Consider the following 16,800-nt stretch of genomic DNA (forward strand, 5'->3'; position numbering starts at 1 on the left):
AACGCTTATACCTTTTATATTTTTTTTCATTGTTACTCATTGTAGTAGCAATAGCTATTCATTATAATGTTCATACCGAAAAACGGGTATCAAAACGATATATAAAGTCTGTAGAGCAGGGGTTGTCAGAACAGTTAGACCGCCTGCAGCAGGCAGTAGTCCCTTTATTAGAGAATGTAGAAACCAATCAGGTTTTTCAATTTTCTTCTATTCCTTCTTCTAAAAGCTTATTTTACCTTTATAAAAATGGCGAATTACTCTATTGGTCCAATAACGAGTATGTACCAGAATACAGAACTGTTAAAGGAGATTATACAGTAAAACTTATAAGGACTTTAAGGAAGGACTTCCTAAGTAGACGATGGCATATTCGAAATTCTTCTTACGAAATTATAGGGCTTGTGCCTTTAAGGAGTAATTATAAAGTAGATAATAACTACGTGCATTCTGGTTTTAACGATGAGGTTTTTACCAATAATGACCTTACCATTTTTGACTTAGATGAAAAGAAAGGAACTCCTGTTTGTGTAGAAGATCTGGGGTGTGTATTTAATATTGAGTTTGGACCAAATTACTATGTTGATTATGATGTTTGGAATGTAATTGTTGTCCTTATTTATGCTGTAGGGGTACTCTTATTACTCGTGCCTATTGTTATTACCACACTGAAGTTACAAAAAAAGGGGACCGAATATGCCTTCTTATTTCTGGTGGTAAGCCTAGTGGTTTTAAGGTTGGGGATATTATTTAGTGGCATACCTCAATCTATTATGGAGGTAACATTATTCAATTCTAAATATTTTGCCTCTTCAGTGTTGAACCAGTCGTTGGGTGACTTGTGCATAAACGTATGCTGTATTTTTGTGTTCATAGTGTATTTGTTTTGTTTTTACAGCAAACTTAAAGTCCTCAAAAAAATATATCGATTCAATTTACGAAGAAGGATCTTTATTTCGGGATTGATATTTGGCTTAGTATTAACGGTTTTTTTGTTACTGTTAGTAGTTATACAAACGGTTTACCATAATTCGCAATTGAGTTTAGACATCGAAAATAGTATCATTTTTGATGTTAACCGTGTTTTTGCAATTATTATAGTCATATTATGTTCTGCAGCTTGCTTTCTAAGTTTTCACATAGGTGGTCGCATTATCAGGTTTCTTTTAGGCAATGTATATCTCTCATATATCTCATTTGCTGTTGGAGCTTTGGCTTTTGCTCTCGTAAACATTATTATACAACAACGATTTGCCGTGGTGATCATAGTTGTGGCTGTCCTTTATTTAGTGGTTTCTATCACCAAATTGCACCATGCGCTGGGGCAGCTTAAGTATAAGAGTTTCCTTTATGTGTTTTTTGTTTTATTAGGCAGCTCTCTAATTACATCATGGGCTATTTATAGCTTTGAAAGTGAAAGAGAAAATGAAAGGAAGGTCAAGTTTGCAAATCAGTTTTTGATAGAAAATGATGCTTTGGCCGAATTTTTATTGAGTGAATTAAATAATAGTGTGCAAGCTGATGTATTTATTCAAAGTAGGATTTCGAGCCCATTTTTGAATAAGGACGTAGTAAGGTCGAAAATTAAGCAAGTTTATTTAAATAGCTATTTTGACAAATATAACATTGACATCTATCTGTATAATGCCAATGGAGAATTGTTTGAAGAAGATGTGCAGCAAGATACACCAGGTAAAATAGAAGAATTTATTAGTGAAGATTATCAAACTAATTATAAAGGAATCTATTTTATCAATAAGCTAGGGCTTAATGCTTCTAAACGGTACATCGACTTTTTAGAGATTAAAAAACGAGGTGTATTGGTAGGTTATATTATTTTAGACTTGAATTTAAAACGAGTTATTCCTGATAATGTATACCCGGAGCTTTTAGTCGATAACAGGTATTTATTTCCGTATCAAAATGCTAACTATAGCTATGCCGTATTCATCAATGGAGAGGTACGGTATCATGCGGGTAGTTTTAATTATAATCTTGATTTTGATAACGGTTTACTAAAGAATAATGAGCTTTATAATGATGGAGTTTTATATAATCATTATAAGCATATTGCTGTTCAGGATAATCAAGGCAGGGTGGTGGTGATTAGTAACTACAGCTATCCCTTACGATATATTGTTTCAAACTTTTCTTTTTTCTTTCTCATTCAGGTTTTTATACTGCTAGTTTTAACCGGAAGTTATTCTATTTATTACCTGATTAAGAAGATAACGCTAAATTATTCTACTAGAATACAGCTGTATTTAAACATGGCTTTTTTCTTGCCTCTTTTTGCGGTAAGTATTACCACTCTCAGTTTAATTAATTCTTCTTTTAAAAAGGAAGTAAATGAAGAGTATTATCACAAGGCAGAAAGTATTAGTAATAATTTGAGTGGTGACTTGTACGAATACGTAAAAAACAGAGCCTCAGGAAATAAAGATCAATTACGTCAAAGTCTTTCTGCCGCTTCTAAATTTGCTGGTGTAGATGTTAACCTATTCAGTATAAAAGGGAAATTATTAGCGAGTAGTCAGCCGCTTATCTACGAAAATGATTTATTATCTGATTATATACATCCCATTGCATATTCTAAAATTAAGGAAGAGGGGGAGAATGCTTTTGTAGAAAGAGAAGTAGTGGGAGAATTAAATTATAATACTACATTTTATGGTATAAAATCATCAGAAACGGGACAGTTAATCGGAATATTGAGCATTCCATTTTTTCAATCAGAGTATGCTTTAGAACAGAATCAGGTTGAGGTATTGACCAATGTGATGAATATCTTTAGTATGATATTTATAATATTTTTGTTGGTATCTTATTTTGTTTCCAAGTGGTTGACCTTTCCTTTGGTGTTGATTACCCAAAGGCTAAAGAAAACTACCCTTACAGGGTTTAATAAGCCTTTAACATGGAAGGCTGATGATGAAATTGGCCTGATGGTGAGGGAGTATAACCGTATGTTGGTTAATCTGGAAGAAAGTAAAAAGGCACTGGCAAGAAGTGAAAAGGAGTCTGCATGGAGGTCCATAGCGCAGCAAGTGGCCCATGAAATAAAAAACCCTTTAACCCCCATGAAGTTAACGCTACAGCATTTGAGTAGGCGCTTGACCAAGGAGCATTTGCAAGATGGTTTTGATAAGCCTGTCAACAGCTTGCTGGCACAGGTAGATACTTTAAATGATATTGCTTCATCGTTTAGCTCTTTTGCTAAACTTCCTATTCCTGAAAATGAGGTTTATCAGGTAAATGAGGTCATTGCTAATACCGTTAATTTACTGACTAATGCTGAGGGGGCTGATATTCAGTTGGCACTTCCTGAGGAGGAACTGTATACAAGAGGAGATGCACCTTTGATGAGCAGAATATTAACTAACTTGATATTAAACGCTATTCAAGCCTCTAAAGGTGAACTTTTGACTATTAGGATTGAGTTAAGAGAATTAAGCGAATTTAAATTAATGTTGTTTGTAGCTGATGACGGTGTGGGCATTGATTCCTCCATTCATAATAAAATTTTTATGCCCAATTTTACTACAAAAGAGACCGGTTCAGGAATAGGTTTGGCTGTAGCTAAACATGGAATAGAACATGCCGGTGGTAAAATCTGGTTTGAAACCGAAATGGGTGTAGGCACTACATTTTATATTGAATTACCTATCGTTAACCATGAGGTTTAAGGCGTATGTTATTACACTACTCATTTTTTTAGGATTCTCTGCTTATGGGCAAGATGTAACTAAGCGCTGTAAATGGATTAAAACGAATACCCCTGTACTTTTAGATTCATTGTCTCCTGTGCCGGGCTCTCTTATCATTTCGGGTAGTGCCTCAGCAGTTGAGCATGAGTATGATTATAACTCTGGTCTGGTGAAAGTTGAGTCGCAGAGTGACTCAGCATTAATTTGCTACTCGGTGTTGCCCTTTAGTCTTTCTCAAAAACACTATCATAGGGATTTAAGTGTATATGATAGCGGTGCGTATTTTAAAGATCCTGTGTCCACAGAGCAGGAGTCACTTTTAGGAAGAGAACAGCTTTTTGAAACAGAAGGTTTAAATAAGAGCGGTAGTATTAGTAGAGGTATTTCTTTCGGAAATAATCAGGATGTATTTGTTAACTCTACTCTTAACCTTAACCTTGATGGTAAACTTACAGACGACCTTTTTATAAGAGCCGCAATTACTGATCAAAATGTGCCCTTTCAGCCGGAAGGTAACACTCAACAGCTACAAGATTTTGATAATGTTTTTATTCAGCTTTATAATGATAACTTTTCTATCACTGGTGGTGATATAGTACTAAAAAGTGAGCCTTCATACTTTTTGAAATATTATAAAAACGTGCAGGGTGGCATAGCTCAAGTTGATTATAAAATAGGAGATACAGAAATATCAAATAGAGTAGGCATTTCTGTAGCTAAAGGCAAGTTCTCTACGGTGGTGATTGAGCCAATAGATGGTGTGCTGGGGCCATACCAGATACCCGGACCTCCTGGACAAAGTTATGTGATAGTATTGGCCAATTCAGAGAAGGTTTTTCTCGATGGTACCCAACTGGAGAGAGGTTATAACTATGACTATATAATAGATTATAATAGTGGTGAAATTACCTTCACCAATAATGTGTTGATTACGGAATTTTCGCGTATTCGTGTTGATTATGAATACTCAGACCAGAATTATAGTCGATCAATACTAACTGCTAGTCATTATCAGAAAACAGGTAAGTTAAAATTGTTTGTTAATGCATACAGTGAGAAAGATAATAGAAATCGTCCGCTTTTGGTTGATTTGAGTGTAGACGATAAGGTTTTATTAAGTGAAGCAGGAGATGACCCCAACAAGGCAGTAATACCAGGGGTTGACAGCGTAGAATTTAGTAATGAAAGGATTTTATATGCACTACGTAATTCGCCTAATATTGAAGGGCAAGTTTATACCTATTACGAATACAGCACTGATGCTACGGAAGCTTTTTATCAACTTACCTTCTCTAATGTGGGTATAGGGAATGGAAATTACATACAAGCTACCACTACGGCAAATGGAAAGGTTTACCAATGGGTGGAGCCTGTAGCAGGCGTGCCTCAAGGAACTTACGAGCCGGTTATTCAGGTGCCCCCGCCTAACAAGAAACAAATGATCAACATAGGAGCTGATTATGGCATTAATGAATATGAGAACATTAGCGTAGAGATGGCTTCTTCAACTTATGATATGAATTTGTTTTCAACGTATGATAGCAATGATGATGCGGGTAAAGCCATTCGAACTACTTTCAGCAGTAAGGGGAGAGCCTTGAAGCCTTTGAAGAATTATAAGTTTGAATATTTCTCTAGTTTTGAATTTGATGATAAGTATTTTAATCCGATAGATAGGATTAGGTATATAGAATTTGATCGTGATTGGGGCTTAGACCCGTCATTAACACTGTCAAAGCAAAATGATTTGATTATTGCTACTGGAGTTAAGTTTGAAAAATCCTATAATCAATCATTTGGATATGATATTTCATATAGAAGTAGGGGGAGTGCTGTTGATGGTTGGCAACAAAAAGCATTTGCAAATCAATCATTAGGGAAAATTAGACTGAGAACAGCCGCTTTTAACCTTAAAAATAATCAGGATTCTGTAAAGGTGAATTGGCAGCGTTTTTCTACTGATGTGTCTTTTCAAACTCCTTATATCGTTCCGGGGTATAGATTTACAAGTGATCATAATCAAATTAGTGCTAATGATGCTGATTCTGTAGTGAATAGCGCTATGTATTATGATGAGCACGCATTTTACATTAAAAATGGAGATTCAACCCAATGGCAATTGAATTTAGAACATGCTTTTAGAGAAGATAAGATGCCGTTGGAAGGCAAAATTGAACCTTATACATATTCAAATACGAGTAAATTGAATGTAGGAAGAGGTTGGGATAATCACAACTTGGATTTAATGTTTGTGTACAGAACCTTGGAGTATAAGCAAACAGGGAAATTGGATGAAACTATTTCTGGTAGATTAAATCTTAGCAATCAACTGTTGAATAGACACATTACCTCTGATTTGACTTACGCCATTTCTAATAGCAGAGAATTGAAGCGCGAGTTTATTTTTATTAAAGTAGCCTCAGGGCAAGGAACTCACACTTGGCGTGATTTAAATGAAGATGGAGTTCAAGATTTGGGAGAGTTTTTTGAAGCAATAAATGTAGATGAAAGAAACTATGCGAAGATATTTACTCCTACTAATGAATATGTAACTGCTTTTCAGAACTTACTGACCTATAGAGTTACTATGGAGATGCCTCGGAAATGGAGAGATGCTAAGGGTATTAAAAAAGTATTGGGCAAGTTGTCTAATGTTTCTTCATGGTCGGCCAATGTGAAAACCACTGACGATGATTTGAGTACAAGGGTTGTTGGGTTTCTTAAAGATGTGAATAATGATGAGCTTTTGGCACAGAAGAGCTCCGTTAAGTCAACCATTTTTTTTAATAGGTCAAATTTGAAATACGGGGCTGATTTCGGGTTTTATAATTTAAGGCAAAAGCAATTATTAATTAATGGCTTTGAAGCTCGTGACAATACGGAGTATTCATATAATTTCAGAGTTAATTTGTCTAGGCAATATAGTTTGAGGTTAGGAGGAACTCATGGAGATAAAGAAGTGACTTCTGATTACCTAGAAGACAGGAACTACCTCATTGATTATTATACTTTAAGTCCTGAGTTGTCTTGGCAGCCAAGTGGTAGCTTTCGTATAACGGGTAAATATCAGTATCAGGATAAATACAATAGCCAAGTTAACGAAAATAGGCAGTATGCAAAGTTTAATGAACTGTCTTTAGATGTTAAGTTTAATAAAGCAGTAACCAACTCCTTTAATTTACAAATGCGCTGGGTAGATATTGATTTCAATGGTGAAGAAAACAGTGCCTTGGGCTATGATATATTAGAGGCGTTAAGGCCAGGCCAGAATGTGACCTGGGGTTTATTTTGGCAACAAAAAATAGCCTCGGGGTTGCAGTTAAATATTAGTTATAACGGTAGAAAGTCAGAAGATTCAGACATAGTTCATGTAGGCAGGGTTCAGGTAAGTGCCTTGTTTTAGTTTTGTTTTAGCTTACGCATTACCTTGTTGGCAAATACAAAGTCGTCAAACTCCTTCACTCCACTATACATAATTTCGTTTTTGTTTCCTTCCCAGAGCTTTAGGCCTTTGTATAAGAACATGATTTTTTCTCCTATTCCCAGTACCGAGTTCATGTCATGAGTCACCACTACAGTAGTGATGTCATACTCTTCTGTAATTTCCATGATTAAGTCATCGATCAGAATCGATGTTTGAGGATCTAAGCCAGAGTTAGGTTCGTCACAAAATAGGAAACTAGAATTATTAACAATGGCTCTTGCAATACCTACACGTTTTTGCATACCACCACTTATCTCAGAAGGCATTTTATTATTTTGTCCTTCTAAGCCTACTCTTTCTAAGCAGAAATTAACACGGTCAATTTTTTCTCCTTTAGGCATAGTTGTAAGCACATCGAGTGGAAACATTACATTTTGCTCTACAGTTTTAGAATCAAATAGAGCGCCACCCTGAAATAACATGCCGATTTGCCTTCTTATTTCAGTTTTTACATTTCTGCTAGCATTGGTAAATTCATTGTCATCATAAAAAATATGACCTTCATCTGGCTGTACTAGACCAACCAAGCATTTTAAAAGTACACTTTTACCTGTACCACTAGCACCAATAATAAGGTTAGGTTTACCTCTTTCAAATACTCCGCTTATGCCTTTAAGAATCTCTTTGTCTTTAAAGGATTTCTTTATGTTCTCTATCTTAATCATAATTAAAGTAGTAATTGAGCTAGTAGATAATCGGCAAGTAAAATGGCAATTACGCTTTGTGTAACCGCTGAAGTACTGGCTTGCCCTACTTCCACAGCGCCACCTGTGGTGAAGTAACCTTTGAATGAAGATATAGAAGCAACCAAAAATGCAAATACAAAAGACTTTATCAAGGCAAAGGTTACCGTGTATTCATTAAAATCAAACCTAATGCCGTAAATATAGTCAGTGGCTGTAATTACATGTGATAAAATACCGGCTAAGTACCCACCAACCATGGCTAAAAGACCCGCTACTATTACCAGCATGGGGTACATTAGCATTGATGCTACTATTTTTGGTAACACTAGATAAGACGAACTATTGATTCCCATTACTTCTAAGGCATCAATCTGCTCTGAAATGCGCATTGTTCCAAGTCCACTGGCCATGCTAGATCCTACCTTACCTGCATAAATTACACCTATAATAGTTGGGGCTAATTCCAATATGGTCATGTCGCGCACTACTAGAGATATAACATAGTCAGGAATAAGCGGATTAATTAAATTATAGGCAGTTTGAATAGTAGTAACGGCCCCCATAAAAAATGCCACTAAAGAAACCAGAAAAACTGAGTTGATTCCTATAGATATACATTCCTCCATGATCAACTTAAAATAAGTTTTGAAGGATTCCATTTTCGAAAAAAGTGAACCGAGAAATATAAAATACCTGCCGAGTGTTTCCATTAATTCTGATATATTATCGCTAACCTAGGGTTAAATCTTTACCTTTATCCCGTCAAAGTCAAAAAGAAGGTAATATTATCATTAATGCCTTGTCTTTAAAAATGTTTTGATAAAAAATAATAAAGATTATTAATCTGATATGAATAAAACTGCAATTATCACTGGTGGCACCAAAGGTATAGGTAGAGCATTGGTAGATATTTTTTCTGAAAATGGATTTGATATAGCTGTTTGTTCCAGAAACTTAGAGGAACTACATGCGCTAAAAGATGAAGTCACTAACAAGTACAATAACAATGTATATGTGATGCGTGCTGACTTATCAGAAAGATCGGAAGTGGAATATTTCATAAAATATGTGAAAGAGCATGCTAAGTCGGTAGATGTGCTAATAAATAATGCAGGGCTATTTATTCCAGGAGAAGTGCATACCGAAAAGGATGGTACACTGGAGAAAATGATAGAGACCAATTTATATAGCGCTTATCATATGTGTAGAGGATTTGTAGAGGGTATGAAGAAACAAAAGCAAGGTCATATTTTTAACCTTTGCTCTACGGCCTCATTCGTGCCTTATGTTAACGGAGGTTCTTATTGTATATCAAAATTTGCATTGCTAGGGATGACCAAGGTGCTGCGTGAAGAGATGAAAAATTGTGGAGTAAAGGTGACTGCAGTAATGCCAGGGGCAACTTTTACAGCCAGTTGGGCAGGCACGGACTTACCTGAAGAGCGATTTATGGATGCTGATGATGTATCAAAGGCAATTTGGAATGCTTACGAAATGTCTGATCGTACTGTAATAGAGGAGATTGTAATGAGACCGCAGTTAGGAGACATTTAACAGTAACCTCATTTAAGAAGTAACAAAATAATTAATTATCAGTTAACTTTGCTTAGTAATTCTTAAACGCATGTTAGATTCGGAAATAATTAAGACAAAGCAATATTGTAATAGTTTAGTTCAGTATTCACGTAGGCTAAGCCGTGAGGTCAAAATTGGAAATGTTGCATTAGGAGGAAATAATCCTATTAGAGTGCAATCAATGACCACCGTAGATACTATGGATACTGAAGGTAGTATTGCTCAGGTAATAAGAATGGTTGAGGCAGGATGTGAATATGTTAGAATTACTGCACCAAGTATTAAAGAGGCTCAAAACCTAGAAGAAATTAAGAAAGGATTGAGAGCTAAAGGTTATGAGGTGCCACTAATAGCTGATATTCACTTTACTCCCAATGCTGCAGAACTTGCTGCCAGAATTGTAGAGAAAGTACGTATTAACCCTGGTAACTACGCTGATAAGAAGAAATTTGAGCAGATAGAGTATACTGATAGTAGCTATAATGCAGAACTAGATAGAATACGAGAGAAGTTTACTCCATTGGTAAATATCTGTAAAGAATATGGTACCGCTATGAGGATAGGTACTAACCATGGCTCGCTATCTGATCGTATTATGAGTAGATATGGAGATACACCTTTAGGTATGGTGGAATCTGCATTAGAGTTTTTACGTATTTGTGATGACTTAAATTACCATGACATTGTATTGTCTATGAAGGCAAGTAACACCCAGGTCATGGTACAAGCGTATCGCTTATTAGTAAATAAGCTTAGTGAGGAAGGGTTACAGCCTTATCCACTACATTTAGGAGTTACAGAAGCTGGTGAAGGAGAGGATGGACGTATTAAAAGTGCGGTAGGTATAGGACTATTATTAGAAGATGGACTAGGTGATACGGTACGTGTTTCTTTAACAGAAGAGCCCGAGAAGGAAGCGCCTGTTGCTCAAGTAATGATAGATCGATATGGAAACAGGGTGTCTCACAAAACAATTGCACCTGTTGAAAATAACCCTATTGATCCTTTTCAATATAAAAGAAGAGATTCAATAGAGGTCAATAATATTGGTCATTTAAATGTTCCGCGTGTTATAGCGGATTTAAGTAAGCTGGCACCAGAGTCTTATCACGATTTAAGAGCTATCGGTCATTTTTATCTGCCAGAGCCAGATAAGTGGAGAATGAATGATCTTGGGGCTGATTATGTGTATTCAGGAGACAGGGCTATTCCGTTTATGCTTCCTAATGGGTTAAAAGAAATTTTAAATTACGATACTTGGTTAAGCGTTAAGGAGGACAACAATAAAGTACCGTTGTTTACAGCTCAGCAATACAGATCTAATGAAGTTAGGCATGCATTTCTCAATTTTATTAATGTTCAGATCACTGATCTAGACGATACATTTTTAGAGGCCCTAAAGTCAGATGCTCATGCGGTTTTAATACTAAACACAGAAAATGAACATGGGTTGGCTGAGCAAAGGAGAGCCTTTGTTAAGTTGATTAATCATGGGGTGAACAATCCTGTAATCATAAAAAGAGCCTATCATGATCTTTCTGATGATCAGTTGCAGATATATTCGGCTACTGATATGGGCGGTTTATTAGTAGATGGTCTGGGAGATGGGGTAATGATGGGCGTTGAAAAGACATCTGATAAATCAAAAGATGAGTTTTTATCGTTAGCAGATAAATATAATAATATTGCTTTCGGTATTTTACAGGCGGCTCGCACGCGTATGACTAAAACGGAATATATTTCATGTCCGTCATGTGGAAGAACCTTATTTGATCTTCAAGAAACCACAGCCATGATTCGTAAACGCACTGATCACTTGAAAGGTGTTAAAATTGGAATAATGGGCTGCATAGTAAACGGGCCAGGAGAAATGGCCGATGCTGATTATGGTTATGTGGGATCAGGGAAAGGCAAAATTACGCTTTACAGAGGTCAGGAGGTAGTAAAAAGAGGTGTGCCTTCGGAAGAAGCGGTAGATGAACTAATAGAAATTATCCGTGAAGACGGGAACTGGATTAATAAAGAACAAGGTTAAGGGCATATAAATAAAATGGCCATGGCAGAGAATACAGAGAATAACATAGAAAGAAAAAATAGTTTTAAAGACTATTTTCAGGTAGGAGAGGTATTTGGCTACTTTTTTCGTAAGAAGGATCCTAATAGACCCACCAATATAAATTTAAAGATGATGCATGGAGTAAATAAAATCTCCATTATTATGTTCATCATCGCTTTAATTATTCTTATAAGCAGACACATTTTTAAATGAACATAGAGCAGTTCAGAGATTATTGTTTGGCAAAGGATGGTGTAACCGAAGGTTTCCCATTTGGAGAAACTACTCTCGTTTTTAAAGTAGGTGACAAGATATTTGCCCTAGCTAATGTTGAACTGTTTGAAAGTGTAAACCTTAAATGTGACCCAGAAAAAGCAGTAGAACTAAGAGAAATGTATAGCGAAGTGCTTCCTGGTTATCATATGAATAAAAAGCACTGGAATACGGTGCTTGTGAACGGATCTCTTTCTGATAATTTTATTATAGAATGTATAGATCATTCATATGAGTTAGTTTTTAATGGTTTATCTAAAAAAATACAACAAGAGGTAAGAAGTAACGTTTGAGTTAATACTTTGACCTACTATTTTTTAATTTTGCTTTAAATTATAGCTTTTTGAAGCTACCTTAGGAGTTTGGTAAGAAATATGCTTGGTAAATATCAAAACAGAATTAAACATACTAAGGCTACTTTTTAGGATTGCATGGCGAAACTTTACTATTGTATTATAGGATTTCTGATTATTATAAGTGTACAGGCTTGTACTGAACGCATGATCTGCCCTGCATATCAAAGTGCATTTATACATGATGAAGAGGCTTTGGCCAGAAGGTTTAGCTATTTTGATGAAGATACCATGCCCAAGGTATTGGAAGCCAGCAAAGATAGATACCTAGTTATAGAGCCTACCTCATATAAAAAGAAAGTTAAAAGCCTACAGACTATTCCAATGGAAGATGTTTACCCTGTGGAGGAGGATTCTACAGAGTTTGATGATGATGTTTTGTGGGCTGAAAGAGAAGGCTATGATTCTACTGCTGTAATAGCCGTAGATACCCTAGATGCTGCTCTGGCAGATAGCATATATGTGATTTCAATTAAGAAGGAAAATTTCAATATAGATCAGGAGTTATACTTATGGTATTTGAAAGATTATCTGGTATATCCTGATGTGCGTTTGCAGATGGAAACAGATGCTGCTGAAGAACAGGCCTTACAGCAAGCAGAGAAGAAGGAAAAGAAAGGTGTTTTTGGGTTCTTTAAAAATATCTTTAAGAAGAAAAATAAATCTGATAGCACTGAATGGGATGTAGAAACCTCTGCAACCAACTTGGATGATGGTAACTCCAAAAAGAAGAAAAAAGGTTTTAATCTATTTAAAAAGAAAAATAAAAGTAATGATACCGGAGATCTAAAAGAAGAAGATGATGAGCCGGATATCCAATCAGATCCTGATGGTGATGATGATGATTTTTAATTTTTTATTATGAAGTTTTCTCTTCGTTTTCCCACTCCGTATACAGTTTTATTTATTGTTATTATTCTTTGTGCAGTAGCTACATGGTTGCTGCCTGCTGGCCAGTACGATAGGCTCAGTTACAATGAAGATAATAATACCTTTGTAATAAAATCTGTGGCAGGAGATACTACCCTTGAGGCCTCTGCAGCCACTTTAGAAGAATTACATATACCTATAAGTATTGATAAGTTTAAGAATGGTAGTATAAAACGAACCATTTCCGTACCTGATACTTATCATAGTATCGAATCAAAACCACAAGGCTTTAAAGAAATATTATTTGCTCCTATAAAGGGAATGTATGATTCTATAGATATCATACTTTTTGTTTTGATAATAGGAGGGTTTATTGGTGTTTTTAATGATGCAGGCGCTTTTGATGAAGGCATAGGTTACCTTGCAAATAAGCTTAAAGGGAGGGAGGGGCTTCTCATTATCATAGTCACCACGCTAATAGCCATAGGAGGAACAACCTTTGGTATGGCAGAAGAAACCTTTGCCTTTTACCCCATATTAATCCCTGTATTTATTGCTGCAGGATATGATATGCTTGTGCCTGTAGCGGTCATTTTTGTAGGGTCGTGCATTGGTACTATGGGCGCACTGATTAATCCATTTGGTACTATTATAGCTTCTGATGCTGCGGGTGTAAGTTGGACTGTAGGCCTTTACAGTAGGCTTGCTATGTTGCTAGCGGGTACTACACTCTCCATTATTTATATATTACGGTATGCTAATAAAGTAAAGAAGAACCCGGTAAAATCTTTAGTTAAAAATAATCTAAGAGAGGAAGAAAAAAGAGCTATTGAGGAGGTGACAAGTTTAAAAGCCAGTACAAAATTGTTATTGGTGTTGTTTGCTTTGACTTTCTTAATAATGATATATGGTGTGGCAGCTTTAGGGTGGTGGTTTGAAGAAATGACAGCACTATTTTTGGTGGCAGCCATAGTGGTAGGACTTATTCAGCGAGTAGGAGAGCAAGAATTTGTGAAAGTATTTATGGCTGGAGCTAAAGATTTACTAGGTGTTACTTTTATTATAGGAATTGCCAGAGGGGTAACTTTTATCCTTAATGAAGGTCAGATTAGTGATACAATATTATTTTATGCCATCGGAGCAGTAGATAATATGCCGGTGGCATTATTCATGCCTGCCTTGATGGTTGTCTTTATGCTGATGACATTGTTTATTTCTTCATCTTCTGGATTAGCTGTGGTGAGTATGCCTATTATTAGCGCTCTATCTCCTGTAATGGGAGTGCCACCGGAAGAGATTGTAAATGCATATCTTTTTGGATTCGGAATAATGACTTTTATTACACCTACAGGTCTTGCCCTCCCTTCATTGGCAATGGTTAATGTGAACTACAACACTTGGTTGAGGTTTATTACACCGCTTCTTTTAATGCTCTCATTATTGGCTACACTAATATTATGGGCGGGAGTTTATATATAGAATAAAACAAAAAGGGAGCATTTAAAATGCTCCCTTTTTTGTTTTATTCTAACCAGTCGTTGTGCTGTTCTTCTACTCTAATAAATGTTGTGCGCTTAGTTAATTCTTTTAGTTGTTGAGCTCCTACATAGGTACAGGTAGATCTTATGCCACCGAGTATATCCGTTACAGTATCATGTACTGCTCCTTTGTAAGGGATTTTAACTGTCCTGCCTTCAGAGGCCCGGTATTCGGCCACACCTCCAACATATTTTTTCATGGCAGTGTCAGAACTCATTCCATAAAAAGATTTGAACTTTTCTCCATCTTGTTCTATAAGCTCACCACCGCTCTCATCATGGCCTGCAAGCATGCCTCCTAGCATTACAAAGTCAGCGCCAGCTCCAAAGGCTTTTGAGACGTCTCCGGGAGCTTTGCAGCCGCCATCGGAGATCACCTGTCCACCAAGACCATGAGCAGCATCAGCACATTCTATAATGGCCGATAGCTGAGGGTAACCTACGCCAGTTTTAATACGAGTGGTACATACTGAACCAGGGCCTATACCCACTTTTACTATATCGGCTCCAGATAGTAATAATTCTTCTACCATCTCACCAGTTACTACATTACCAGCCATGATCACTTTGTCGGGGTACTTTTCACGCGTACGTTTAAGGTAGTCCACAAAGTGCTCAGAGTAACCATTGGCAACATCTATACAAATAAATTTTAGATGAGGAAACGCTTTTAAAATAGCATCTGTTTTGGCTGCATCTTGCTCACCAGTACCAGTACTTACAGCAATATGGTTAGCCATGCTTTCGTCCTCATTACTGAGGTAATGCTTCCATTCCTCTACAGAGTAATGCTTGTGTATTGCCGTAAATAATTTGTGTTCAGCCAAAGCGCTGGCCATTTCAAAAGTACCAACGGTGTCCATATTGGCCGCTATTATAGGGATGCCTTCCCATTCGTGAGTAGCATGTAAAAATTTGAACTTTCTAACTAAAGAAACTTCTGATCTTGATTTTAATGTAGACCTTTTAGGCCTTATCATTACGTCTTTGAAGCCGAGTTTAACATCAAGTTCAATGCGCATATTTCAATGATTTTTAATTTCGAAAATAGAGCCTTTTGGCTCTTTGCCAGCTGGTTAAACGGAGAAATTAACGAATGGTTTACTCATAATATTCAAATGCATCGATAATATCAAGATAAACACCATCGAAACCTGCATTAAGAATCATTTTTAAGTAAGAGTTGTCATTTCCGTACATAATATCTTGCCAGTCACTATTCCAGTATTTTACTTTATAGTTTCCTTCCCATTCTGGATTTTCTTCATCAAGCCAAGCAGGAGGGTTGTTGCTCCATGAATCATTCCAGTAATATCTGTAATCCTCGGCCTCGCCAATAGACATATAACTAATCACTAATCGCTTGCCACCATTTTTCTTATTCTTTAACTGAGCAATTTGTGAAGCACTAAATGTAGTGTTATCATTAAAGAATAAGTCCATGATAAGTACATCATAATTAGTGTTTGTAACAGCGTCTATAAAGGCTTTTTTGCTGTTGAAGTTTTCAGGGTTAATCAGGTAAAGAAAATTCTTAGCATCGGCTAGTGAGCTGATGTTATTAGCATTTTCTTGATGAATAGTAGCCGGATAATCCGGTATTTGGTTCAGGTCTCTTTCATCAGCAGCAAATGATACATATCCTGCATTGTCACTTAATGTATAAGAGTTATCCATTTTACTGTGCGTAGAACAGTAGTTGGTAGCTAAAATAGTGTTACCTGCGTTTTTAGAAATATCTAATAAGCCTTCTAGGTATTCGCTATCTTCAGTGTTGGTGGCTTGATTGTCTTCATCATAGCCATAGTACAAATCTTCTTGACCATTACCATCAATAGCAGTTAAATATGCTGTGTTAGGACTACCATCTTCTTCTCCATTATTTGATACTAGTTCTATACCATTTTGTGGTATTACAGAAAAGTTAGCATTGGTTTGTTTTCCGTATTGGCTAATACCAATTACAAAGTTGCGCATTTCCTGGCGGTGATCTATTGCTAGAGATGCATCCGGAGAAGTGGGTGTAGTAGCTTCTGGTAGTACTGATGAGGCATCATCATCACTACTACAAGCGTTTAAACCAATTAAAGTTAAGCCGATTGCGGCAATTTTGAGTGTATTCATGTTAAAGGGTTATAAATTGAACTTTAAATTTGATATATGTAATTGTAATTAATAGGTTAAAAGTAACCTTACAGACACTACGAAAAGGTGAGGTGAAATAGTATTTTGAAACGGGATAATTTATTTAGTTTAATTAT

Annotated in this window: 12 protein-coding genes; 8 read left to right on the forward strand and 4 right to left on the reverse strand. The window is 36.2% G+C overall.

Annotation, left to right across the window (positions count from 1 at the left end; translation table 11 throughout):
- Positions 1–29: 29 nt before the first annotated feature.
- Together ACXACQ_RS13430 and ACXACQ_RS13435 are read left to right on the forward strand one after the other, a co-directional pair.
- A complete protein-coding gene (locus tag ACXACQ_RS13430) occupies positions 30–3,683 on the forward strand; it encodes a sensor histidine kinase (protein WP_474976464.1) in 3,654 nt (1,217 codons plus the stop codon).
- Positions 3,673–7,107 (forward strand): hypothetical protein, encoded by a 3,435-nt coding sequence (locus ACXACQ_RS13435; RefSeq protein WP_474976465.1) that lies wholly within the window; start codon positions 3,673–3,675, stop codon positions 7,105–7,107. The genes ACXACQ_RS13430 and ACXACQ_RS13435 overlap by 11 nt, the downstream gene beginning before the upstream one ends.
- Here ACXACQ_RS13435 and ACXACQ_RS13440 read toward each other — a convergent pair.
- Positions 7,104–7,853, reverse strand: a complete 750-nt coding sequence (locus ACXACQ_RS13440) for an ABC transporter ATP-binding protein (protein ID WP_474976466.1) — start codon at positions 7,851–7,853, stop codon at positions 7,104–7,106. The two genes, ACXACQ_RS13435 and ACXACQ_RS13440, sit on opposite strands and share 4 nt — an antisense overlap.
- A 2-nt stretch (positions 7,854–7,855) precedes the next feature.
- Positions 7,856–8,584, reverse strand: a complete 729-nt coding sequence (locus ACXACQ_RS13445) for an MlaE family ABC transporter permease (RefSeq protein WP_474976467.1) — start codon at positions 8,582–8,584, stop codon at positions 7,856–7,858.
- Positions 8,585–8,723: 139 nt separating this feature from the next.
- Here ACXACQ_RS13445 and ACXACQ_RS13450 point away from each other — a divergent pair, with 139 nt between their 5' ends.
- The 6 genes from ACXACQ_RS13450 to ACXACQ_RS13475 all read left to right on the forward strand — a co-directional run bounded on the left by ACXACQ_RS13450 (position 8,724) and on the right by ACXACQ_RS13475 (position 14,480).
- Positions 8,724–9,428, forward strand: coding sequence for an SDR family oxidoreductase (locus ACXACQ_RS13450; protein WP_474976468.1), 705 nt, complete (start codon positions 8,724–8,726; stop codon positions 9,426–9,428).
- Positions 9,429–9,498: 70 nt separating this feature from the next.
- Entirely contained in the window at positions 9,499–11,484 is a 1,986-nt protein-coding gene (ispG, locus tag ACXACQ_RS13455) for a (E)-4-hydroxy-3-methylbut-2-enyl-diphosphate synthase (RefSeq protein ID WP_474976469.1), read from the forward strand.
- Between the two features lie 21 nt (positions 11,485–11,505).
- Positions 11,506–11,718 (forward strand): DUF6728 family protein, encoded by a 213-nt coding sequence (locus ACXACQ_RS13460; protein ID WP_474976470.1) that lies wholly within the window; start codon positions 11,506–11,508, stop codon positions 11,716–11,718.
- Positions 11,715–12,071: an MmcQ/YjbR family DNA-binding protein gene (locus tag ACXACQ_RS13465; RefSeq protein WP_474976471.1), complete on the forward strand. Its 357-nt coding sequence runs from the start codon at positions 11,715–11,717 to the stop codon at positions 12,069–12,071. Before ACXACQ_RS13460 ends, ACXACQ_RS13465 begins: the two co-directional genes overlap by 4 nt.
- 138 nt (positions 12,072–12,209) lie before the next feature.
- Positions 12,210–12,983, forward strand: coding sequence for a hypothetical protein (locus tag ACXACQ_RS13470; protein ID WP_474976472.1), 774 nt, complete (start codon positions 12,210–12,212; stop codon positions 12,981–12,983).
- A gap of 9 nt (positions 12,984–12,992) precedes the next feature.
- Positions 12,993–14,480 carry a YfcC family protein gene (locus tag ACXACQ_RS13475; RefSeq protein WP_474976473.1) on the forward strand — a complete coding sequence of 496 codons (1,488 nt, stop codon included), beginning with the start codon at positions 12,993–12,995 and terminating at the stop codon, positions 14,478–14,480.
- Between the two features lie 43 nt (positions 14,481–14,523).
- Here the strand turns inward: ACXACQ_RS13475 and ACXACQ_RS13480 are convergent, their stop codons facing one another.
- A complete protein-coding gene (locus ACXACQ_RS13480) occupies positions 14,524–15,561 on the reverse strand; it encodes a GMP reductase (protein ID WP_474976474.1) in 1,038 nt (345 codons plus the stop codon).
- A 79-nt stretch (positions 15,562–15,640) separates the two neighbouring features.
- On the reverse strand, positions 15,641–16,663 hold the full coding sequence (locus tag ACXACQ_RS13485) for an endo alpha-1,4 polygalactosaminidase (RefSeq protein WP_474976475.1): 1,023 nt from the start codon (positions 16,661–16,663) through the stop codon (positions 15,641–15,643).
- Positions 16,664–16,800: the final 137 nt, after the last annotated feature.

Source organism: Fulvivirga sp. AWR4_260 (genome assembly GCF_056158185.1).